This is a genomic window from Antrihabitans auranticaus, from assembly GCF_016481275.1.
Classification (GTDB): domain Bacteria; phylum Actinomycetota; class Actinomycetes; order Mycobacteriales; family Mycobacteriaceae; genus Antrihabitans.
On record NZ_JAEMNW010000004.1, the window covers coordinates 386,259 to 408,859 of the forward strand.

Annotated in this window: 18 protein-coding genes and 2 pseudogenes; 7 read left to right on the forward strand and 13 right to left on the reverse strand. The window is 62.8% G+C overall.

What is annotated here, in order from left to right; translation table 11 throughout:
• Positions 1-24: 24 nt before the first annotated feature.
• From JGU72_RS19835 to JGU72_RS19850, 4 genes and pseudogenes are all read right to left on the reverse strand, one after another.
• Complete coding sequence (locus JGU72_RS19835) at positions 25-651, reverse strand: TetR/AcrR family transcriptional regulator (protein ID WP_199685773.1); 627 nt, start codon at positions 649-651, stop codon at positions 25-27.
• 20 nt (positions 652-671) lie between these two features.
• Positions 672-1,892 carry an FAD-dependent oxidoreductase gene (locus tag JGU72_RS19840; protein ID WP_199685774.1) on the reverse strand — a complete coding sequence of 407 codons (1,221 nt, stop codon included), beginning with the start codon at positions 1,890-1,892 and terminating at the stop codon, positions 672-674.
• 171 nt (positions 1,893-2,063) lie between these two features.
• Positions 2,064-2,643, reverse strand: a pseudogene (locus JGU72_RS19845) (SDR family NAD(P)-dependent oxidoreductase); the annotation flags it as partial.
• 579 nt (positions 2,644-3,222) lie between these two features.
• Positions 3,223-4,179 carry a LysR family transcriptional regulator gene (locus JGU72_RS19850; protein ID WP_199685775.1) on the reverse strand — a complete coding sequence of 319 codons (957 nt, stop codon included), beginning with the start codon at positions 4,177-4,179 and terminating at the stop codon, positions 3,223-3,225.
• Between the two features lie 218 nt (positions 4,180-4,397).
• On the opposite strand from JGU72_RS19850, the gene JGU72_RS19855 reads away from it, so the two are divergent.
• The 4 genes from JGU72_RS19855 to JGU72_RS19870 all read left to right on the forward strand — a co-directional run bounded on the left by JGU72_RS19855 (position 4,398) and on the right by JGU72_RS19870 (position 7,853).
• Entirely contained in the window at positions 4,398-5,789 is a 1,392-nt protein-coding gene (locus JGU72_RS19855) for an SLC13 family permease (RefSeq protein ID WP_199685776.1), read from the forward strand.
• A 139-nt stretch (positions 5,790-5,928) separates the two neighbouring features.
• Positions 5,929-7,071: a PrpF domain-containing protein gene (locus JGU72_RS19860; protein WP_199685777.1), complete on the forward strand. Its 1,143-nt coding sequence runs from the start codon at positions 5,929-5,931 to the stop codon at positions 7,069-7,071.
• A 244-nt stretch (positions 7,072-7,315) separates the two neighbouring features.
• Complete coding sequence (locus tag JGU72_RS19865; RefSeq protein ID WP_199685778.1) at positions 7,316-7,558, forward strand: type II toxin-antitoxin system ParD family antitoxin; 243 nt, start codon at positions 7,316-7,318, stop codon at positions 7,556-7,558.
• Positions 7,521-7,853, forward strand: a complete 333-nt coding sequence (locus tag JGU72_RS19870; protein WP_199685779.1) for a type II toxin-antitoxin system RelE/ParE family toxin — start codon at positions 7,521-7,523, stop codon at positions 7,851-7,853. The genes JGU72_RS19865 and JGU72_RS19870 overlap by 38 nt, the downstream gene beginning before the upstream one ends.
• 2,295 nt (positions 7,854-10,148) lie before the next feature.
• Here JGU72_RS19870 and JGU72_RS19875 read toward each other — a convergent pair.
• Genes JGU72_RS19875 through JGU72_RS19885 form a run of 3 tightly spaced genes read right to left on the reverse strand, consistent with a single transcriptional unit; the run spans position 10,149 to position 13,240 of the window.
• A complete protein-coding gene (locus JGU72_RS19875) occupies positions 10,149-10,796 on the reverse strand; it encodes a response regulator (RefSeq protein WP_199685780.1) in 648 nt (215 codons plus the stop codon).
• On the reverse strand, positions 10,793-12,103 hold the full coding sequence (locus tag JGU72_RS31290; RefSeq protein ID WP_199685781.1) for a sensor histidine kinase: 1,311 nt from the start codon (positions 12,101-12,103) through the stop codon (positions 10,793-10,795). The genes JGU72_RS19875 and JGU72_RS31290 overlap by 4 nt, the downstream gene beginning before the upstream one ends.
• 60 nt (positions 12,104-12,163) lie before the next feature.
• Entirely contained in the window at positions 12,164-13,240 is a 1,077-nt protein-coding gene (locus JGU72_RS19885) for an acyltransferase domain-containing protein (RefSeq protein WP_199685782.1), read from the reverse strand.
• 159 nt (positions 13,241-13,399) lie between these two features.
• Between JGU72_RS19885 and JGU72_RS19890 the strand changes: the two genes are divergently transcribed.
• Positions 13,400-14,134 carry an aquaporin gene (locus tag JGU72_RS19890; RefSeq protein WP_233532701.1) on the forward strand — a complete coding sequence of 245 codons (735 nt, stop codon included), beginning with the start codon at positions 13,400-13,402 and terminating at the stop codon, positions 14,132-14,134.
• 310 nt (positions 14,135-14,444) lie between these two features.
• Here the strand turns inward: JGU72_RS19890 and JGU72_RS19895 are convergent, their stop codons facing one another.
• A complete protein-coding gene (locus JGU72_RS19895; RefSeq protein ID WP_199685783.1) occupies positions 14,445-15,863 on the reverse strand; it encodes a multicopper oxidase family protein in 1,419 nt (472 codons plus the stop codon).
• On the opposite strand from JGU72_RS19895, the gene JGU72_RS31500 reads away from it, so the two are divergent.
• Positions 15,829-16,509: a hypothetical protein gene (locus JGU72_RS31500; protein WP_463315442.1), complete on the forward strand. Its 681-nt coding sequence runs from the start codon at positions 15,829-15,831 to the stop codon at positions 16,507-16,509. The two genes, JGU72_RS19895 and JGU72_RS31500, sit on opposite strands and share 35 nt — an antisense overlap.
• 990 nt (positions 16,510-17,499) lie before the next feature.
• Here the strand turns inward: JGU72_RS31500 and JGU72_RS19905 are convergent.
• Together JGU72_RS19905 and JGU72_RS19910 are read right to left on the reverse strand one after the other, a co-directional pair.
• Positions 17,500-17,964, reverse strand: a complete 465-nt coding sequence (locus JGU72_RS19905; RefSeq protein ID WP_199686134.1) for a VOC family protein — start codon at positions 17,962-17,964, stop codon at positions 17,500-17,502.
• 195 nt (positions 17,965-18,159) lie between these two features.
• A pseudogene (locus tag JGU72_RS19910) lies at positions 18,160-18,479 on the reverse strand (transposase); the annotation flags it as partial.
• 541 nt (positions 18,480-19,020) lie between these two features.
• On the opposite strand from JGU72_RS19910, the gene JGU72_RS19915 reads away from it, so the two are divergent.
• Positions 19,021-19,431, forward strand: a complete 411-nt coding sequence (locus JGU72_RS19915) for a PPOX class F420-dependent oxidoreductase (protein ID WP_199685784.1) — start codon at positions 19,021-19,023, stop codon at positions 19,429-19,431.
• Between the two features lie 972 nt (positions 19,432-20,403).
• Here the strand turns inward: JGU72_RS19915 and JGU72_RS19920 are convergent.
• The 3 genes from JGU72_RS19920 to JGU72_RS19930 form a co-directional block, all read right to left on the reverse strand.
• A complete protein-coding gene (locus JGU72_RS19920) occupies positions 20,404-21,237 on the reverse strand; it encodes an enoyl-CoA hydratase-related protein (protein WP_199685785.1) in 834 nt (277 codons plus the stop codon).
• 94 nt (positions 21,238-21,331) lie between these two features.
• The gene (locus tag JGU72_RS19925; protein WP_199685786.1) at positions 21,332-22,186 is read right to left on the reverse strand and encodes an alpha/beta fold hydrolase; all 855 of its coding nucleotides are present in this window, start codon (positions 22,184-22,186) and stop codon (positions 21,332-21,334) included.
• Entirely contained in the window at positions 22,183-22,581 is a 399-nt protein-coding gene (locus JGU72_RS19930; RefSeq protein WP_199685787.1) for a hypothetical protein, read from the reverse strand. Before JGU72_RS19930 ends, JGU72_RS19925 begins: the two co-directional genes overlap by 4 nt.
• Between the last annotated feature and the right edge of the window lie 20 nt (positions 22,582-22,601).

The window sequence follows — 22,601 nt, forward strand, 5'->3', positions numbered from 1 at the left end:
AATTCCATTCAATGCTGGGAAAGATCAAGTGTGCGGAGGTAGTTGGTCGAGGAGGCTTCGCGTGAAGTTCGCGAAACGTTGCGCGGTGAATTCCTCGGGCTGGTTGAGCACCATGCGTGCGCCCTGCTCGCCGACGGCAAGTAACGAGATCGCCATCAGGTCTAGATCGATGTCTGCTAGTCCGGGGCGCTGGTCGCGACCCCACTCGAGCAGCGCACGCAATTGTGCGAGCGCGAATTGCCGTCCGGCCTCGAAGTTGTCGCGGACTTGCTGTGGAGCGTCATTGGGCGGAATCAGCAGTGGCCGCCAGGAGTCCGGGTTCGCCTCGACCGCCTGCAGCAAGTTCGTCGCTGCCGCGACCAGGATGTCGTCGAACTTGGCTCCTGCGTCGAACGTTGGCATAGCGACGGTGAGCGTGGCCAACGCACGGTCTCTTTCTCGTTCAAGCAACGCGAGGAGAAGCGGTTCGACACCGGGATAGGCCGCGTAGACACGCGGTTTCGCGAGCTCGACCTCACGGGAGACCGCTTCCATCGTGACCGCCGCGTAGCCGCCCCGGTTGAGTAACCGCAGCGCGCCGTCGAGCACCTGTTCGCGCCGTACTTCGAGCAGCATCCTGGGCTGGCGGGTCCTTTTGGCGGCTGGTTTCATCGCTCTGACGCTACTCATGATCAGTAGAAATTCCGGGAACCCGGTCGCGGCACCGGGACCTGGATGGGTCCGTTGGCCAGCCAGGCGCCTGCCGGCCAGACCAGCGGTGCAACCCGGGATGCGATTGCTCGCTTCGCCTTGTTGACGATGTCGGTGCCGCGCATCTGACGCAGGGCTTTCGATGAGATGTCGCGATTGTGTATGCCCCACTTCTTGCCTTCGTCGGCGCAGCGTTCGATGATCGTGCGGCGCTTGACGGGATCGTCGGTCGTGGATGCCTCGGCGATCGCGGTCGCTGCATCCGTTGCGTCGAAGACGCCGGAGTTCAGCCCCCTTCCACCCCATGGAGCGAACAGGTGTGCCGCTTCCCCGGCCAGGAGAACCCGCCGGTGTTCGTCGGTGTAGGAGTCGGCGACGACCTGATGGAACCGGTACGTCGATACCCATTGCACGTGGTCGCCGTACCAGGGGCCTACTACCTTGGAGACCCATTCGCGCACGCCCTCCGGGCTGGAGAGGTAGTCCACGTCATCGGTTGGTAGGCACTGCAAGTCGACGCGCATGCCTGTCGCGAACGGCATGTGCATCACGTTGCGGCCGCCCACAGCTGGGCTGTTGTAGGCGAACACGCCGGTCATCGGTGTCGAGCCGTCGGGGTGTTGGTCGACGTCGACGATGATGAACGGTGTCTCGTCGGTGACGCCGTCCATCGTGACGCCAATCGCCTTGCGTACTACGGAGCGTGCACCGTCGGCACCGATCACATACGACGCGGCGATCTGTTCCCCGGAGGTCAAGGTGATCAGCGCGCCGTTCGGGCTGCTCTTCAGCTCGGAAACCGGTGAATTCCAACGAAACTGCACACCTGCGGCGACGCATTCGGCGAAGACGATCTTCTCGGTTGTGCGCTGCGGCAGGCTGCTCGCGAGTTGCACCGACCCGATCGAGGGAATCGTCTGGCTGAATACTCGGCGGCCGTCGTAGAACGCGTCATAGCCTGTCGGTACCACTCCTGCCTCGGCAACCTGCTTGCCGAGGCCCGGTTTCACCTCGTCAAGGCGCCGCAACGTCGGCTGCATCAGCGCGATCGCTCGACTCCCCGGCCGCACCCGATCCTGCGGTTCAGCCTCGAGCACCACGACCGAGAGCCCCTTGCGGGCCAAGGCGAGTGCGGCGACCAGACCCACGGGTCCAGCGCCGACGACGACGCACGGGTCACGATCTGCTGTTCGATTCGACATTGAAACGACCTCCAGATTGGGGGAGTGATTGAGGTAGGGGGGCAATAACCGTATAGGTACGCTAACGTAGCTACGGTAGCGTACTTATCGTCGGGCCGCAATGGTGGCGGGCGGTACACGCTCTCGACGTGGAGGGATTGCCCATGGTCAGGACAGTGCAGAAGGTTGTCGTGCGATGGTGTCGACGCGGATCAGGAGGATGCGAGGTCACGCGCGATCGGGAGTGTGGCGCCCACGATTCCTCCCTTTGAGGCCGAGCAGGCAGCCTGCCCGATCTGGCCGTCGAACGCCGCAGCCGACGCGGTGTTGACGATCACCCCGCGTTCGCCGTCGACCGACTCGTTCTGCGACATCGCGTTCGCGGCGAGCCGGATAACGTTGAAGGTGCCGCCAGGTTCACCTTGATGATCTTCTCGAAGTCGGCCAGCGGGAACGGCCCGTTCTTGCCAACGGTCTTGATGGCATTGCCGATGCCTGCGCAATTCACCACGATCCGCAACGACGACTCGGCGGTAGCCGCGGCAACAGCTTCGGTGACCGCCGCCTCGTCGGTGACGTCGGCGGGTGCGAACTATGCATCGTCGCCGAAAGCATCGAGCGCATCGGTCTTCGCGCCAGGTAAGTCGACGGCGACCACCCGCGCGCCGGACTTGGCGAGCGCGGTCACAGTGGCCAGTCCGAGGCTCGACGCTCCGCCGGTGACGAGTGCTGTGGTCCCTGAGATCTGCCTATGGTGCTCGTATCGGAAAATGTTGTCGAACAGTGCTTTTCAGAGCGTGCGCGCGATCAGCCGGCCGGCAGCGAGCCCTACACAACGCTAGGGCCGTTCAGCTCCCGGGCGTGGGATATCGATCCCGACGGGACCGTTCACGAAGTCACCGGCCACGATCACGCCCCGATTCCGCGTCGGGGCCGGCATCCCGGCGAGCGGTGTCGTCGCTTCATGGCATGTCGACGAGGGTTGGGGAGTCATCGATTCGGCGGACACACCGGGTGGTTGTTGGACGTATTACAGCGCCCCGCATCCCGATGAAGTACTCGATGCCCAGCCGGGTGACAGTTTCGCCATTGGCGGGGCGTTCATGCTTTCGACGTCGGCGAGCAGGTCGACTTCGAATGGGAAGCGGTCATCGATCAGGACGGCTACAAATTCCGTGCGGTGAAGGTTCGCTCGCGGCGCGACATCGAACCGTGGCGGGTCCGACGACTCGATACGTAGCGATCGACGTTGTCGAACGGTCGGTTCGGTAGTGATCACTTCGAAGGCGGCTCACCGTCCGTCCGCGATCTCGCCCATTCAATTATGTTGCAGCAGAATCTATTCGGCGAGTCACTCGGGGGAGTTGGCGGTTCCCCGCACAAACGAGTTCTCCGGCGGCGAGGGTACCGCGGTGTGCAGAGCTCGGGCCACCGCACGCATGGCGGGGGTGTAGGCGCGGCGGGTGAGGGTCGCGATATAGATCGACCGCGTCGGAACGTCGTCGGCCTTGTTGAATGCGACCGCCCGTACATCGGGGCGATGTTGAGCGGTGGCAAGCCGCGGCACCATGGCTATGCCGACGCCGGCAGCAACCATGGCCTGGATCTCTTGATAGTCGTGGCCTTCGTAAACCACGTCGGGTTCGAAACCTGCGGCGCGACAACTTCGATACAGCACTTCGGCCGCAGGGTGATCGGCGCTGCGGATGATCCACCGTTGCGATCGCAACGCGCTGAGCCATGCGCCGCCGGTTCCGATTTCCCGGTCGGCGGGGATGAGGAGCATGGTCGGGTCCTGCATCAGCGGTTCCAGAGTGAGTGAGCGCTCGGTCTCCTCGGTCCAGGCATAGCTCCACAGTAGGGCGATCTCGATTTCGCTCGAGTGAAGCATTTCCAACAGTTGTGGCCGCGTCGCCGACCGGACACGAACGTCGATGTCGGGCCACCGCAGGTGGTATTCCTTCAGCGCGTCGGACAGGATCGAGGCGCTGGCGGTGGGGAAGGAGCCCAACCGGACCGTTCCCTGGTGCAGGCCGCTGAGCGCATCGAGATCGCCACGGGCAGCACGCATTTCGCGACGGAACAGCCGTGCTCGTGCGACCAGTACCTGTCCGGCTTCGGTGAGTTCCACGCCACGAGGCAAGCGGACGAGTACGGGCTGCTTGATCGATTGCTCGAGTTTGCTTATCCGCTGGGACGCCGCGGACGCAGTCATGCTGGCCCGGTCGGCACCGGCGGTCAGTGATCCAGCTTCCGCGATATCGAGCAGCACGAACAGTGTGACGACGTCGAACGTGGGGTTTGTCATTCGTGGTTACCCTCGATCCTGAGTTAAGTACGCCTAAAGAACAAGCTAGCAAATCGTGATTGTTCTGAAGTGATGCGGGCCATAGTGTGATCGGCATAACGTTGATCGGACGACGTGGGCGTGAAGTACAGCGGCCCTCCCGGCCGACGTGAACCCGGAGATGACGTCCAGGAGCTGAGCGACATCTCGCATCACTTCGAAAGGCAAGGACTGCCGCTATGAGCTCGGTAGAGATACTTCCCCTGATCGCCCTGGTGGCCATGTTCGTCATCGCCAGCATCGTGCCTATCAACATCGGCATCCTCGGGTTCATCGGGGCGTTCGCGGTCGGTGCGTTGGCGCTGGGTTACGACGACAAGGAGATTCTGGCGTCGTTCCCCAGCTCGATCGTCTTGACGATCATCGGAGTCACCTACTTCTTCGGCATGGCCAAGAAGAACGGGACGATCGATCTGCTGGTGAATGCGTGTATTCGCGCAGTTCACGGCCGGGTGACCGTCGTGCCGTGGGTGTTCTTCTTTTCCGCGTCGGTCCTCACCGCGCTGGGCACGTTCAGCCCGGCCGCGGTCGCGCTCATCTCGCCGGCGGCGATGTCGTTCGCGGCGAAAGCGCGGATGAGTCCACTGGTGATTGGCATCATGACCATCAACGGCGCCCACGCCGGCGCATTTTCACCGATTTCGGTGTCCGGGGTGCTGGTGCACGACCTCGTGGAGAAGAACGGGCTCTCGATCAACCCGTGGACGCTGTTCATCGCCAGCTACGGCATCAATTTGCTGCTGTCGATCCTGACCGTCCTCGGCTACTCGGTGCTGGCTCGCATGCGCAACCTCGAGTACACGGCGACCGGATCGGCGATGGCTGCGGCCACAGACGGTCATCCCTTCGGTGGGCCGGAGTCCGGGCCAGCGTCGAGCAGCTATCGCGGCAATACGGGCGGCTCGTCGACGACGCTGCTCACCCGCACGCGCACCGAGATTGCCGAGACCAAGTCTCCGGCACTGACTGTGACCGCGGTGCAGAAACTCACTTTGGTGCTGATAGGGGCTTTGCTGGTCCTGGTGCTGGTCTTCCACCTGCCCATCAGCTTCATCGCGATTGCCGCCGGCGCACTCCTGGCCTTCACCGACCTCAAGGGGCAGAACGACGCCATCGCCGGCATCAGTTGGTCCACCGTTCTGCTTGTCGCCGGAATGGTCACCTATATCTCGGTTCTCGAAGAGATCGGCACAATCGATCACGTCGCCCACCTGGCGATCACCATCGGCGCGCCGCTCGTCGTGGCGCTGGTTCTCTGCTACGTCATCGGTGCCACTTCGGCCTTCGCGTCGTCCACCGCACTGCTCGCTGCGATCATTCCGCTCGCCATGCCGCTGCTCGACACTGGTGCATTGCCTGTGGTCGGGGTCGTCGCAGCCCTGGCCATCTCGGCCACCGTGGTCGACGTCTCACCGTTCTCGACCAACGGTGCACTCGTTCTCGCCAACGCCCAAGGCATCGACCGCCGCGCCTTCTACCGGCAACTGATCATCAACGCCGGCATCGTCGTGGCCCTCGCACCGGCGCTCTGCTGGACCGTGATGGTCCTGGTGCCCGCACTCGCGAGCTGAGCCGTCGGCGAGCGTTAAGCACAGCAACGGTTACTTGCAGCAATTCGTAATTGTCCTACAGCCGCAAGCGCGGCACCCTTAAAGCGACGAACTAACCGCCTCCCGGACGATCCCGGTCAGGCAAGAGAGGTGCGCACACATGTTCACCATCCGAGGAACCTGGATGCGCGGCGGAACCAGCAAATGCTGGCTCTTCAACGCCGTCGACATCGATCCGCTGATCGGCACAATCGGCAGTCTGGACACGATCCTCGCCGCAGCCTTCGGCTCCGGTGATCCGAGACAGCTCGACGGCATCGGTGGCGGCAGCTCGACGACCTCGAAAGCCGCGATCGTTCGACGCTCTGCCCATCACGACATCGACATCGACTACCTGTTCGCGCAGGTCGCAATCGCCGATCGCTCGGTCGAATGGGGCAGCAACTGCGGCAACTGCGCCACCGCCATCGGCCTCTACGCCATCCAGGCCGGACTAGTCCCGGTGCACTCGCACTCGACACGGGTGCGGATGCGCAATGAAAATACCGGCGCGGTCCTCACCGCAGAGATCGCAACCCCGGGCGGCCGGGTCCCCTTCGACGGTGATGCCATGGTGCCCGGAGCAGCCGCGCCCGGCGTCCCAGTGGATCTGACCTTCAACGCCCCCGTAAGCCGAGACCGGGCATTATTGCCCACCGGCAACCCGATCGACCACCTCGTCCACGGGTCGTCCCGCTACCCGGCGACGCTCATCTCAGCAGGTGCCCCTGCCGTGTTGATCGATGCTCGCGACACCGATCTCGGTGTCGCGGCGACCGAGTCTCTGGAGCGAATCTCCACGGTGATGCCCGCTCTCGTATCGCTTCGCCGCGTCGCAGCGCTCCGCATGGGTCTCTGCGGCCCCGGCGACCCGGTCTCGCACGCGATACCCAAGATCGGAATCGTTTGCAGCGCAGAAGATTACGTGACCACAACAGGTACCTCGGTTGCCGCAGCTGACTACGACATCGCAGTCCGCATGATCTCGATGATGGCCCCCCACCCCGCCATCGGCCTGACCGCCGCCGTTGCGGTAGCAGCCGCTGCAACGGTCGCCGGCTCTGTTGTCTTCGACGCGGCCTCGGGTCGGACGGTGAAGAACACGCTCCGGATCGGTACCGCGGCCGGCGTGGTCCCCGTCGGCATCACCTTGACGGCGGACGGGCAGATCGGCGGAATCACCTTGCACCGCGCTGCCCGCCGCATCGCGTCCGCCGAACTCTTCATCGCCCCGCCTGTTCGGGAGCTGCTCGCCTCGGCGTAAGCCGCGCATGGGCTGACGATTGACGCGGTTGCCTCGTGACAAGTGGTCGGGCCTTGCCAGAACGACTCAGCTGAAGGCTGACGTGGCGAAGTTCTGTCGGGTGTGCCGGGAATTCGGTCCATCGCAGTGCCCGTGCGAACGGCCGAGGCATGGTTCGTGCCGCAATGAACGTCACAGTGCACGCCGCCGAGACGTCGGCCAATAGGGCAAACCGCGGATACCAACTATTGGTATCATTGTCGGCATGGGTAAGAACACCTCGTTCAGTCTCGACGAGCACTTCAGTGCCTTCATCGACGCAGAAGTGGCCTCGGGACGCTACCGCTCGGCCAGTGACGTGGTCCGCTCGGCGCTGCGCCTACTCGAAGACCGCGAAACCCAGATCGGTGCGCTGCGCAGCGCGCTCATCGACGGGGAACGCAGCGGCCCGTCGACCCCATTCGATATCGATGCCTTCCTCTCCCGTAAGCGGGAGAGGGACCGTTAGAGTGCCGAGGTTTCTCCTTTCACCCGCCGCGCAGGCCGACCTCGAAGACATCTGGGACCACACCGCGCAACGTTGGAACGCCGAGCAAGCCGAGCACTTCGTTCGTGAGTTGCAGCGCGCGATCGAACGAGTCGCCGACAACCCAGCAGTCGGACGGCGCTGTGATGAGGTCCGGGCCGGATACTTGAAGCTCGCGGCCGGATCTCATGTGCTGTTCTATCGAGTTACCGACGAGGGTGTCATCGATATTGTGCGAGTCCTGCACCAACGCATGGACATAGACCGCCACCTCTGAGCGGTCGGGATACGCCGGACGAGCCGAGGAACAAGCCACTGTGCACGATCGACGAGAACCTTCGATCTCACTCAGCGGTGAAGCTCGCGAGCGAACACGCCCCATTGATGTACCGCGTCAGTGGCCGATTCGGTCCAGTCCGGTTGAACCGTATCGAGTTTGATGCCGCTTCCTTCATGTACAGGATGCCGATCATGCCCAAAGCATTACCCCACCGAGGGGCAACTGGGGTGAGTCCCCGGACCACTCCGCCAACGTCGGTGAAGCGTTGTTCGCGATTCCGCAAAGCGTTGTGCAGCGAAGCATTTCGATTAAGGAGGTAGGTGTGACCTCAACATTATCGAAAAGCATTGCGGTGGCTGCAGCAGCATCGGAGACTGTCCCATCCTTGCCCGTGACTGTCCATACCTAGTCGTTGGCCCCGCACGTCACGGTGGCCGCGTGCCCGGCGACTCGTGTCGTTCCCGGACGCGCGGCGTCACCACCTGCGGTGGCGGCTCACGCGGGTGCGGTGCTGTGACCGTCGTGTCAGCGCGGGGAGAACCCGGCGCTTCCGCCGGGCCTGGGTGGGTAGGGCAGAGTCTGCCGCCGATGACTGTTCGGCCGGCGCTTTTCGGTGGCGACGCCTGGCGCGACCTGTGTCGCGCGCGATGCGAGGTGTATGTAGGGCAACAGGCACGGCGCGTCCTTTGAGCGGCACCGCGGGTCGTGCGTTGCGGTTGCGGACCGCGGTCCACCAGTTGGGGACGTTGATTGTTTCGCGGGCTCCGGTCTGAATATGTTCTGCCGAAACGCAATTGGCGCGTCTTTCTTCGCCTCCTTTTGACCGCCAGCATGATCTTGGTCGTGGCAAAGATGCCACAGGTCATAGCCCCTTGGCGGCGATCTTGAAACCGTGAACCTTTCCTTCACGTTGGTGGACAACATGTTTGACCGCCCCGTAGCGTCATATCAATGCAGGCGATCTTGACTCGCACACCCACCCACGCCGACGGCGGCGCAATTCGCTCCGGACGACTACTTCAGTAGTGGCGAGCGCCCTCGGGATGTGGGCCTGAGGTCCGTGTATGCGGAGCAGTTAGTGGGAGGGTTACTCCGCGACGAGGTCGTGCTCTCGGACGTCCACCAAATGATCAATGCGCCGGTACCGAGGTAGATGACTTGTAAGAAATGGAACGCGCGAATCGAGGCAATTTCCCCGACGATCCACATGATCATTATTGTTCCCGATGAGATGCAAGCTAATTGCGCTCCGGCGGTTCGCTTGAGCATGGCTACCGCAGCGACGAGCGCGCTTCCTCCGACGAGTGACATGAGTATTACGCCAGGAAAGTAGAGACTGGTGAAGTCGGTGTGTCGGACCCATGATGGCTGCTCGGGAATCACTCCAACCATCAGGGCAATACCACCGCCGATTGCTGACACCGCATTGAACAGCAAAAGTCCGAAAACCGCTTTGTGTCTTATCGATCGCATGTTGGTTCTCCCTCGAGGGCGGCTCCCATGGCAGCTTGTCGACAACGATAAGTGTCGGCAATTGCGGACGGCAGAGTCCGAGGTCACGCAGGAGAAGGGGCGTCTGGCACACTGAACCGTACCGAGTTTGATGCCGTTCCTTTCTTGTGAAGGATCCGGATCATGCCCAAAAAATTCCCCCGCCGAGGGGCCATTTTGGTCGAGGTCCCCGACCGCTCCGCCCAACGTCCCTGGAGCAGTGTTTTCGATCTGCAAAGCGTTGTGCAGCAGGTTATTTCGATTGGGAAGTAGATCTGATCTCAACCAAAGCCATAATCGTTGGGTAACAACCTAATTCGGCAGGTCTGTGGTTGCGGTCTTCTGCGTGTTGAAGTTCGCATGGAGGGCGTTTGGCTGCGTCGGCAGAAGTCCGGCGGGCGCAACATGGCAAAGGTGTCGCCGCACTCGAGGCGAGCGAGGGGAGCGTGTCAGGTCCCAGTGGGCCAGGTTGGCGTCCGTCCACATAGTGAGATCGGACTGCAACACGTGTCTCTCGTCTACGAACGCCCGTCTCGACAATCCGGTCGCCTACGAGGTCGTCGTTGCCTGCGTAACCTCAGAATTCGCCCGACCAATCGGACGGTCAAGGCATGGTGGGCAAAGCGTTCGGGGTGTTTGAACTCATGATCCATTGGTCGCGTTGGTCTCGTGGATTATGACATCCGAGCCGTGGGTCGAAGGTTGCTCGGTCAGGCCGAAGCTGTGAAATAAGACAACTCGCTGAAGCTGCTCTCCGGCTACATGTTTCGCGGCCGAGTGCGTTGCTGATTCCCCGGGCGGTCACTCCAGCAGCTGGTTGCGCATCGCGTGCGCCACAGCCGCGCCACGATCCGACACTCCTAGCTTCTCGTAGAGCCGCCTGATGTGCGTCTTGATCGTCGTAGGAGCCAGAAACAGTTCTGCAGCCATCTCGGGCACCGACTTCCCATCGGCGATGAGTCGCAGGATTTCACGCTCGCGCCCGCTGAGCAGGGGCGCCTGGTTGTCGGCTTGGCGATGCACCTGGGTGGCGAAGCCCGTGACGAGTTCGGGTGGCAGCACACTGTCGCCACGCGCGCACGCCACGACTGCAGCGACGATGTCGTCGCGGTCTGCGTTCTTCGACAGATAGCCCGCTGCGCCCTCCCGGATAGCGCGGTAGACCACGGGGCCTTCGGTGCTGGCAGATAACAACAGCACTCGTGTAGGCAGGCCGTCTCGGATCACCGCGTGGGTGACCGCGATCCCGTCGATTCCCGGCATATGGTAATCCAGCAGGGCGACATCGGGCCGATGGACGCGAATGGCTTCGAGAGCAGCTGTGCCGTCGCAGACGGCTTCGACCACCTCGGTGCGTCCGCTGTTCGTCAGCGCACGCACCACGCCGTCGCGATAGATGGGGTGGTCGTCACCGACCACCACACGCACTCTGCGATCGGACTCGATCACGACGCCTCCTGCTGGTATCTCGCCGGGAGGCGGACGTACACGGAGGTTCCGCGCTCCACGGATTCGAAATCGATTCTGCCGCCGAGTGTTTCGATGCGCGCGCGGTGCGACGCCAGTCCGATGTGGCCCTCGGCCAGACGTTGGGAGATCACCGCGGGGTCCATGCCAACACCGTCATCTCGCACAATCAGGGTCAGCTCGGTGCCCTCGTCGCGAAGTTCCAACCGCACCTTCTGAGCGTGAGCGTGACGCGCGACGTTGTTGAGCAGCTCTCGCGCGACGCCATACAACGCCGCGTCGCCGGCATGGGCGAACGGATAGTCGATGGCGAGCTCGACCGGCACTGCGGTGCGCTCCGAGAATGCCTGTGCCAGCGTCTGTACCGCTGCGGCCACACCGGCTTCGTGGAGGACCGCCGGGTGGAGTTCGCGCGTGACCTGTCGCAGCTCCTCGGATACCGACTCGACCAGTTCGCTGGCCCGCTGGATCCCTCGATCGTCGTCCTTCCCGCGGAGGACATCTCTGAGGTCCTGCTTGGCAGCGAGCAGCGTCTGCAATGCGCCGTCGTGCAGCGCCTCGGCAATCCGCCTGCGTTCGCGCTCTTCGGCTGTCATCACATCGGCGAGGAGAAGCGATCGACCCGCGGTCAGTTCCGCGACGCTCACAAGCCGGCGCTCCTGTACCCGTGACACCGTGTACGAGCACAGGCAGAGCACGCTCAGCATCACGAGAATCGTCACTATTTCGAGGGCGGACAGCTGTCCGAGGAACACCGGATCCGCCACCACTGCGACTCCGCCGGCAACAATTGACGCAAGCGACAGAAATGCTGCGCGTCGACCTGTCTGAGTGGCAATGAAAAAGGGCAGAAACGCCAGCACTCCCAGCACCAGATACCTTCCGGTGGAAAGGAATTGAAGGCCGCACACCGCCGCAATATCAATGGGCACCATCGGCTCGACGGCGCGTAGGCGCCGAGCCCGCTCAGGGCGTCGCAGCCACACCCATGCGGCGATGAGCGATAGCGCACCGTACACCCCAACGAGAGCGAGTTGAGCGGGCCACTCGTCGGTCGGCGTTGCGCTGAGAACAACAAGCACCATTAGCCCGACCATTGCCAATCGCAGGATGCTGCGCTGGCGCTGTGTCTGCCGGTCGAATTCGAGGAAGATCGACCACACCGCGTCGTTGCTGCCGGCTCCTGCAACAAATGGAGGAGCCGCCCAGCTCGCCCATTTCGAACCTCGCTGTGCCTCATCGGCAGGTCGGGCGGTGTCGCCGTCCGACAATCGCCCAAGCCGGGTCACTGCACTATCCACGTGTGCACAACCGGAAGTCTATCCGGGTCGTTGGTGCTCCTCGTGTATTCAGGCTGCGGATGCCGCTGGCGAACGGTCGACCTCTTCACGCACGGACGCGAGCGCCTTACGGACCTGGGCGATATCACCCTGGCCGCGACGCAGTGTCCCGGTTATCACCGCTGGGGCACCGGCATTCTCGGCTGCTGCCGACATTGCGGCGGTGAGCACAGGATGCGCGCTGGACTCGACGAACACCCGGCGGCCGGCGGCGATGAGCTGTTGTATCACCGGCTCGAAGAGGACGGGCCGACGAGCGTTTTCGTACCAGTAGTCCGCTGTCAGCTCGCGTCCGTCGATCGCCGCGCCAGTCACCGTCGAGTACAGGGGGATCTGGCTGGGCCGTGGGTTGATGCCTGCGAGCATCTCGGTCAGTTGGGAATGCAGCGGCTCGATGAAAGAACAGTGCGACGGGATGGATGCGGGGACGACCTTGGCGGGGATGCCGCGACCGGACAGGCGCGCCACCAGGTCGTCGAGGGCGCCGAGCTCGCCCGCGACGGTCACCGTGCGAGGGCCGATGACGCCGGCGATCTCCAGCGCGCCCGTGTAAGGGGCGAGCAGCGGCTCGACCTCGGCGGCTGACAGCGCGATGGAGGCGATCCCGCCCTTCCCGACGAGTTGCTCGGCGAACAGTTGTGACCGGCGCACAATGATGCGTGCCGCGTCGTCGAGGGATAGGGCGCCGGCCACGCACGCTGCGGCAACCTCGCCCTGTGACTGTCCAGCGATGGCGGCCACGGCGAGACCGTTGGCCTGCCACAGCGCGGCCAGCGCGACGTGCACCGCGAAGATGACCGGTTGCACGATCTCGACACGGTCAAGGGACGGTGCGCCGGGACGCTGACGCATCACGTCCTCGACCGACCAGTCGACGAATGCGCCTAGAGCGGAGTCACATTCACGTAGCCGGCCGGCGAAGACAGGGCTGGAGTCCAACAGCTCGGCAGCCATGCCCGCCCATTGTGAACCCTGTCCGGGGAACACGAGAACCGCTGGCTCCGTCAAACGCGAATGCTCGGTGGCCCAGCCCTGTGGAATCTGATCGATGGAAAGAAACGGTGGGGTGTGGAGTGCAGTAGTCATGTGAATGAGACTGCGGCGCAGAGCACTACGGCGGAATCGTCAAATCGCAGTAGGTGCGAGATGAATCCAGTGTCGTCCGAATTGATGACACCCGGTTCATCGTGCGGTTCACGCGAACGGTCGGTACCGAGTCGTGTCTGGCGACCGCAGGCTGTTGATATGACAAACACCAGCACCACTACCAGCAGCAAAGCAATGACATCGACCACCCCCGCGGCGAGTTCCGACCACCCCGCCGCCGGTGCTCAGCTTTCAAACACCACCGCCCGCATGATCGTGGAGGGGATCGGAATCTTCTTCCTGGTCTTCACGATCGGAGCCAGTGTCCGCGGCGGCAGCAGCCTGGCGCCGTTGGCGATCGGCGGTGTCCTGATGGCCATGATCTACGCAGGCGGACACGTCTCCGGCGCGCACTACAACCCCGCGGTGACTCTTGCGGTACTGATTCGCCGCCGGATCGAATTGCCGGACGCCGTCCGCTACTGGACCGCGCAATTTGTCGGCGGCCTGGCCGCGGCTGTCGCGGTCCGCGCGTTCGTGCCTGCGGCGCAGGGCGCCGCGCCGCTGTCGTTCACCGGGCAGACGGTCGCTGCCGCCTTCCTAGTGGAGCTGTTGTTCACCTTCGCCCTCTGCTACGTGGTTCTCAACGTCGCCACCAGTAAGAGCCACCCGGACAACAACTTTTACGGCCTCGCGATCGGCTTCACCGTCCTGGCTGGAGCGGTGTCGGTCGGCGGAATCTCGGGAGGGGTCTTCAACCCGGCCGTCGCGCTCGCTGGCGTTGCAATGGGCACGTTCGCAGGCGCGACGCTGTGGGTGCACATCACAGCTCAGATCACCGCGGCGATCGCTGCGGGGATTGCGTTTCGGCTACTGAATCCGAACGACAAATAACTATCCATCCGCGGCCCCTTCCCACGCCAGCAAGCGGCGATGGGAGGGGGCCGCCTTCACGTGTCGCCGCACCGCCATCCCGCACAGGCGCGCCTGAAATCGCCTGCGCCGCCGGTGCCGAGTACGCGCCCTCCTGCCTATCCATGCTTACTCCCAAAAGCAATTGAGCAGGGTGTCAGTACGTGTAGACGAGCTCAATCGCTTTGTCACGTCCCGATCCGAGTCCGACTCGGGGCACAACGTTGGGCTGAGACGGCCACCATCGCCCGCAAACCGTTGTATCACAACGCTTTTGAGTGGCGAGCGGCCACTAAACGACCTCGACGTTGGCCATCATGCCCATGTCGGCGTGGTTGAGGATGTGGCAGTGGTAGACGAACTTGCCGGTGAAATCGCGGAACGGGATCCGGATCACCACCTCGCTGTTGGCTGGCAGGTTTACGGTGTCCTGGAAGCTGACCGCATCATAGGGCGCTCCGTTGACGGACATCACCTGGAAGTCGTTGGTGTGGATGTGGAATGGGTGCTGCTGCTTGTCCTCGTTGCGGATCGTCCAGTCTTCGACTGCGCCGAGTTTGACCTGCTGGTCGATGCGGTTGTGATCGTACATCTGCCCGTCGATCATGAAGTGCCCCGTGGCCTGGTCCTTCGCGAACCGCACGGTGCGGGTGTTGTCCACCGTGGTGTTCGCGAGGGTGTAGGAGTCTACGAGTTTCGCCGGAATCGCGGCTGGCGCCAGCGACGATTCCCGCACCTCGACCGTGGCGAGCTGGGCCTGCGGGTACATGTCGCCCTGCTGATCGTAGGGCAGGGTCTTGAGCTGATAGGTACCTGCCTTTGCGCCCTGTACCAACACGTCCAGACGCTGGCCGGGCGGCAGCACTAGTGAGTCCCTGGCGTCGATCCGCCACACGGGGTTGCCGTCGACGGTCAGCACGTGGAACTGGTGTCCGTCGAGCTGAAGCTCGTAGTAGATATCCGCGCCGATGTTGGCCAATCGCCACAACTGGGTCTCTCCGGCGTCGAGGGTCATGGTCGGGTTCACCGCGCCGTTCACCGTCCGCGTCGTCGGCGCGTTGCTGTCGATATTCTGGGTCAGAATCGCGCCGTTGACCGCCTGATAGTCCTTGAGCGCCACGGTCTGTTCCTTGATGCCGTGCAGTTCCGGCGGCAGCAGGTCGGTGAGTCCGTCGACGATCAGCAACGCGGCGAGCCCGCCGAACACCTGCGCCTCGGTGTACGGGTGCGCGTGGGTGTGGTACCAGAAGGTGCCCATCGGGTGGTTGTGCGGGATGTCGACGACGTAGTTCTGGGTGCTCCCCGGCTGGATCGTGATGAAGACGTTGTCCGAGATGCCGGACGGCGACACGTGCAGACCATGGAAGTGGACGTTGGTGATCTCCGGAAGGCTGTTGGTGACCGCGAGTTCCAGACGCTCGCCGCGCCGCAGCCGCAGAGTCGGTCCGACGAACGCGCCGTTGTAGACGGTGCCGACCACGGTCTGATCTCCGATTGTGAGCCGCTCGCGAGTGACCTCGACGGCCGCCTTGAGGACGCCGTCCTGGCTGATCATTTGCTCCGGCTCGGGGTATGGCGGTGGGGGCGTCGCCCCAGTGGGCTCGTTGCGGCTGCTGCACCCGCCCGTGACCGCGGCAGCACCGAGGCCGATCAGAGCGAGAAACTGCCTGCGGTCGATGGGCACGAAGACCGTGTTCCTGGCTGTGGCCACGGCGGAAGATCCTTCCTTGCATTACGACGTGATGTCCAATTTGACTGTCTTCGACAATTGTTCACAGTACGGCGCTTTGCTATCGCTGCGCAGGCTATCGACACGATGGAGCGGCCCTCCTGCCACTGATGGTGGTGAAGGGAGGGCCGCTGAGGTGGATGGTTACTTGTCGTTGGGGTTCAGCGCCCGGAAGGCCGCTCCTGCCGCGATGCCGGCGATCGCCTGTGCCGCCACGAAGAGACACAAGGCCGGCCAGGCGAGCAGGCCCATCGCGATCCCGCCGATCACGACGGCGGGGTTGAATGCCGCCCCCGAAATCCCGCCGACCGCCACGGCTCCGGCCAGAACGGTGAACCCGATGGCGATCCCAAAATACGAAATTGTCGGGGTGGTCGTTGTTCGTCGTGACGTTGAGGACCACGTAGCACAGCACGAAGGTGAACAGCAGTTCCACCGCGAACGCGCTGATCAGGGCGTGCCCAGACAATGCTGGGAGTTGCACGGTGCCGGCTGGGATGATGTAGCGGACCGCGACGGCTCCCATTTCGCGCCGGTGATCTGCGCGATCACGTACCAGACGGCGTGGTGCGGGTCTAACCGGAACGGCGGTCTGCCGCGCGGGATTGTTGTGATTTCACCGCGATAGAGGACGATGATTTGAATCCTCACCGGGTGGCCGGAATTCACACAGAGCTGCTGTTCGAAGGCATGTGGGATGCCGCTGACGTGCTGACGACTCGCCAGATCGAGGTCTGGATCGATCTTCGTGGGCGGTTCACGACGTGCGATGCCCCTGTACTCGTCCCTTTCCGGCACGGCGTGGGACCGTCACTGTTGTCTTCGCCGTACATCATCTGGCCGGTAAGCCCATACCGAGTCGTAGCGCTCAGCAACGAACTGGTTGGACAGAAGGCGGTCATTCGCCGAGCAAACGGGCCGATGATCGAAACCGTTCGGAGCGCCGTCGTACAGGGACGCGAGCGGTTGATTTTCGCTTCCGAACAGCAGCACAGCACCGTGCCGCACGGCAAGACGATCCTCCGTCGAGCCCAGTCACGGTTGCGTTGCTCGGACAGATCACCTACTGGAAAGTGGGTTGCACCACCGGGCTGCTGTGTCGAATGGTCGGTGGCGGCCTTTTCGAGATGGCGGGCGCCTCGATTTCGCTGCATCGGCGTACGCGCAGAGTTGTTAGGAGCGGCCGACCCGGACCACGGTGCAACTGGAGACCGTACGGCTTGTATGCCTTGGGCGGACCAACTTTGGGGAGGTTAACGAGGGGACGGTATTCGCGTCCTTCACGGAACCTGGAAGTGGGGTTTGCATGTCCTGGTTGACGATCCCCGACAGACTTCGCGTGAGGTGTTGGGCTTCGTCAATCCAAGCACTCGGGCGTCCTGTCCAGGTGGTCGGTAGCTCGATTCGGGTCACTGTCGATGTACGCGACTGCTAATCCTTGCGGGTGGTGATCTTCGTCCTTACTGCGAACGGCCGTCGATCTCGCGGTCGCAACGAGGCCGCATAGCCGCATCGCGGGCGCGACAGATTTACCGCTTGCAGGGTTCAGCGACACTTCCCGTTGCCGAGTAGGCGGTCCGAGTCGCGCGGCGAAGATCGACTAGGGTCGCCGGCGGAGTCAAACAGGAAGGCGAGGTTCGGAGTACATCTGCGGGGCTCCGTCGTCGAACGAGAAACCAACGAAGCTGTCGCTGACGAATTGGCCAGCCACAAACCGCAGGACAGTTCCGTCAGGATCGGGGACATCCATCGCGACGCCGAATTGTCCCCGGTCGTGGATCTCGCTGTGTTCGATTGCACGCCTGTCGCATTGAGCCGAGAACTCACGAACCGCGGCGACAGAATCTAGCTCGAATGCGACGACATCGAATCCGTCCAAGCGAGGCGTACCTTCACAATGGTCGCGTTCGCGGAGTCCGACAACGACACCCGACTCGAGATCGGTCAGGACTACGCCACGGACGACACCGCGCTCCTCGAACTCGTGGACTAACGACAGGCCGAGCAGATCCCGATACCACTTGGCGCTACTGGCGAGGTCGGTGACGGGCAACTTTATCTGTCGAATACGGGTCACTCGCATCGTTGTTTCCTTTCCGGGGCGGGCGGTTCCTACCGCAGGGATTGTCGTCGTCATCCTCCCGGCTGCACCACCACACCGTCGTCCGTTTCGTCGGCCGCACGCTGTGACAGTTCGCCACAACGACTCGCGCAGCTTCCCCTCCACACCGATTCCTCTTGATTCCGGCCACCCCGCACGTACGAGATGTGGTGGCTTGACTCCGATCACAGGGTAGATCGGCCGACTGGTGACCTGCCCGTCGCAGACCTTGACGTGAATTGCATCGATGAACATGGCCGAATACGTTCGTTCCAACGGGAGGTTCGGTCATCTCTCCGTTTACTTTGTCGGTGATCCGGCTGATGGTGTCCTTGGAGACCGTTGCTCCGCAGACGTCGGCGAAATGAGGCGCGACCTCGCCTGTGGTCAATCCTTCTGCCGTCAAGGACAATACGATTCTCGTCGACGCCAGACAGGCGGCGCTTCCGCTTCTTGACGATCTGCGGGTCGAACGAGGACCCGGTGTCGCGCGGAATACCGGCTGAGCCTTCAGGGTCGCGACAATGTGCAGTCAATGTTTCGACTGCACGTAGCAGTATCCGCCTCCGTGGGAAGCCGATTTGTGACGTGCCCTGATTCTCATCTCCGCGCTGTGTACGAGGGCTTCGCATCGATGAGTTGCCGCGTCTTACCCGTCCTGAAATCCGTTGCCACTTAATGGCTCCCGCACGAATCCGCACGCGAGGGCCCACCGGGAGTCCGAGTCCGCGGGGCTCGGTCGAGAGCGACGAAATGTGGACCCAGCACGGTGGACACAAAGTGGCCACTAATTCGTGCGACGCGGCCGGTGTACGACCTCAGCATCGAAGATCCCGTGATCGGGACTGTCTGGAGATACTCGTGTGTCGTGGTCTGATGTCCCCGACTGAGACCCCTCGCCTCCCAACTGCTTCCAGCCCGAGCGGTATCACCCGGTTCCATATTCGTTCGTTTTCGGGATACGAGTGAGTGGATTACCCGGCAGGTGATCGTCGCGCAAAGGGGCGTCTTCTACCGTGATTGTGGGAGGCTTGGCTGGTGGCGTTTTCTGAGGACGAAGTCCAGTTTCTGCGGTCTCAGTCGTTGGGGAGATTAGCGACAGTCGGCACCGATGGGCAGCCTGACGTTGTCCCGGTGGCAGTCGAGTATGACGGTGAGTACTTCTGGGTCGGGGGACCCGACGTGACAGGGACGCGGAAGTTCAAGAATGTGGCCGCGGGCAACGAGCGGGTGGGCTTGGTTTTTGACGACCTGCCCTCGTTCGAGCCTTTCGTCGCGCGCGGTCTTCGCATCGACGGCGTCGCCGAGCAGCCCTTTGAGCGTGTGGGAATGGTCGGTCCGGGTACTTACATGCGGATCACGCCGGTTGTGTCGTGGAGTTGGAACCTTGCCGGGGAGCCTGTTGGCGACCAGTGGTATCCGGTGATCCGGACTGGTCACACCGCTTAAAACCGACGGGAGCCGAACCTTCCGAACCAGTGAAAATCATTGCCGATAGGATAAGTCAACCAGACTAATGTGTCGTGTTTCATTCACTGCAACAACAGCTTTCGTTGATCGACCTCAACCGTTGTTGTGGCTTCTCCCGCATGGTGGATATTTGTGTGCGCGGCCAGCGCTCGGATCCTGAGTTCGGTTGTGGGGTCTGAACGCGTCAAACGCCATAACCGAACGTCGCGTCGGAACGCGGTTCCTTACCCAGTGATCGTGGACGGCGCCTCATCGAGGCTGGCTTTCACTTTGAAGGCGTCGGTTAGTTCCATCAATTCCAGCTGTCGCGGTCGCCGGAGCGACGGCGACGACGGTGACGCTGCTTCGCCAATGTATTTTCGGTTTCGGTCCACGCTTTCGGCTGTTACGCCGAGCCAGGTCCAGGTCCTGGTCCAGGTATGAGGCTGGCTCCGGCGATGATTGCGAGGTGGACAGTGTCGTGATGTCCTGACTTGAACAGCTCAATGCGGACGACTTCAGTGGGTTGCGTGATCGCCATCGTCAGTCGAATCTCGAGACGCGCGTACAGCAACGAGTGCGACGGAGTCAGGCACCTGCGACGAACCGGGAATCTGTAGTTTCTTGTATTGCGGCAGAAACAGTCCGTTTGCTGGGCGTACGACGGTCGTAGATCAATGACTGCGTTTCCCGCAAGGCAACCGGTCGCAGTGCCGCCGGATCGACATCGACCAGGTTGAGGTTCGCGACCGTCACGGGGCGCACAAGCCCTTCGCTGCCGCGGAGCGCGGTCCCTCCGCATTCGACCTTGGCCGTACCTTGTTTCTCTCCGACGATTGTGCAAGGACGAATCAAGACTCGGGGTGACGGTCTTGGAAGCCCCCACCACCCGTGATCGCATCGTGGGTGGTGGGGGCGGATCGGCGGCACCGGTGGTCGGCAAGTGCCATCGAAGACTTGCGCGGTGTCTGTTCACTCGGAACTTGGCGCACCGGTCCTGCTCTCGAGGCTGTTGCGGATCTTCGGTACGAGACCGGAGCTGCGCTTGTCGAAAAGAGGTTTCCGCTTTTCGCGGCGGGAAGTGAGTACCTCGGTGAACTCGGGGGAATTGAGCTGGGCGGCCAAAACGGCCTCCTCTTCGCTCATGCGATCGAGCGTGTGAAGCGTAGTCGATCGACTGAGAGTCTTCGTATGCCGAACGGCACCAGGCGGTTTGGCTGCGATGCCGTGTCCGACTTCGATGGCGCGCTCCAGCGGTGTCGGTGTCGCCTCGTTGATGAGGCCCCACGCGGCCGCCTCGATGGCGGTCAACTTGCGCCCGGTCAATAGCAGCTCGGTAGAACGGCGGGCACCGATGAGCTGGGGAAGCAGCAGGCTCGATGCCGCTTCGGGTACGAGCCCGAGTTCGACGAACGGAACCTGAAAGCTCGCCGACGGGTCCGCGTAGACAAGATCGCAATGCAAAAGCATCGTGACTCCTACTCCGACGGCCAGGCCGTTGACCGCGGCGATGACGGGCACCGAGATGCTGGCGATGGTGCGCAGAAACTCTTGCACCGGTGCTTTTCCGTCGATGTCGATGGCGAAGTCGTTCAGATCGTTTCCGGCGGTGAACGCCTTTCCCACACCGGAGATGACCACTGCGCGCACGTCTGCGTCGCGATCGGCCGACACCAGCGCGAGACGGAGATCGGTGTACATGTCCTGGGTGATGGCGTTGTATTTGTCCGGCCGGTTCAGTCGGATGATGGCCAGAAACCCCAGTCTCTCAACGAGAATCAAGTCGGGGCGTGGGTTGGCGAGCAATTGGCTGCCTCTTCTGGTCGAAGCGCCGTCGGTGCGGCGGGATGGTCAGGGTCGCTCGAGGGGGCCGCCCAGCGGATTGTGAGCGGCCCTCCGCTCAGTTCGCAGCGATCTGATCCAGCAGTGGTAAGAAGTGCTTCTTGAACACTTCCGGGTTCTCCGACATCGAGAAGTGGCCCACGCCCTCCATGAGAGTGAATGTGGCGCCGTCGACCTCGTCGGCCAGCGCCTGGCACGCGGCGGGCGGGGCGGGCCAGTCGTATTCGGCGGACACGACATGGAGTGCAGTCTTGGCTGTGTCGATCGTCTTCGCTGTTTCGGTGAGGTCGTGCTCGGCAAAGTAGTAGTGCACGTCTCCCTTGAGGACTGGGGGCGCGCCTTGGCTGTAGATATAGGCGGTTTCGCGCTTGTATGCCTCGGGACTTTGCGGTGCACAGCCGGTGTACATCATCGCGGGCTTGGAGTCGTTGGAGATACGCGGGTGGTGGAACCAGGGAACGAATCGGTCGACCCCGAGGGTAGCCAGCGCAGCTCCGAAACCGATTGCAGCGCGGAACAATCCGGGGTGGTGCAACGCAAGATCCGGGGCCAGGTGCCCGCCGAGTGAGACTCCCGCGTAGATCGGGCGGTCCAACTCGAGCGCGTCGACCAGCGCTACGTAGAAGGCCAGGAGGAAGCCGAGCCGCAACAGATATTCCTCGGTCCACCACTCCTGAGATTCTGGAGGAAGGGAGCGGCCGTGGAATGGAAGATCGATCGCGATGAGGCGGTAATTGGACGTGAAGTCGGGATCTTCGAGGAGGTGTCGCCACTGCCGGCTGTCGCATCCCGCGGTGTGCTGGAGCACGACCGGAATACCCTGTCCTGCCTCCTCGTAATAGACGCGGTATTCGATGCCTTGGACTTCGAGGTACAGGTAGCGACCGACGATGTCTGCGAGACGTGCGCTCATGCTGTCACCCCCGCCGTCGCCACGGTCCGGAAGATGTCGCCGAGGCGGCGAAGCCCGGGGTAGTAGGCCATGATCGTCTCCATGTCGCCTTCGATACGAAAGCCGTGGTGGACCATCGCCGGGTAGAAGTCTTGGTAGAACGCCGGTGGCATCGAGGCCAGCAGGAAGGCCCAGTGTTCTTCGGTGCCGGCGAGTTGGATGTCGTAGGCGTCGAACGGGGTCACCACGGGATCGACCTTGTCGATCGCCCCGTCTCGGAGCACGATCTGGAAGGACTGCGACTCGCCGATGACGACGCGGATTTTGGTGGTGAGATAGCGGCTGTGGAGAGCGAACTCGGGGTCTCGCCGGAGCTCGTGCTCCAGCGCGTCGAGATCGAGTTGGATGGTCGTCATGATGATCCTTTTCTCTTGGT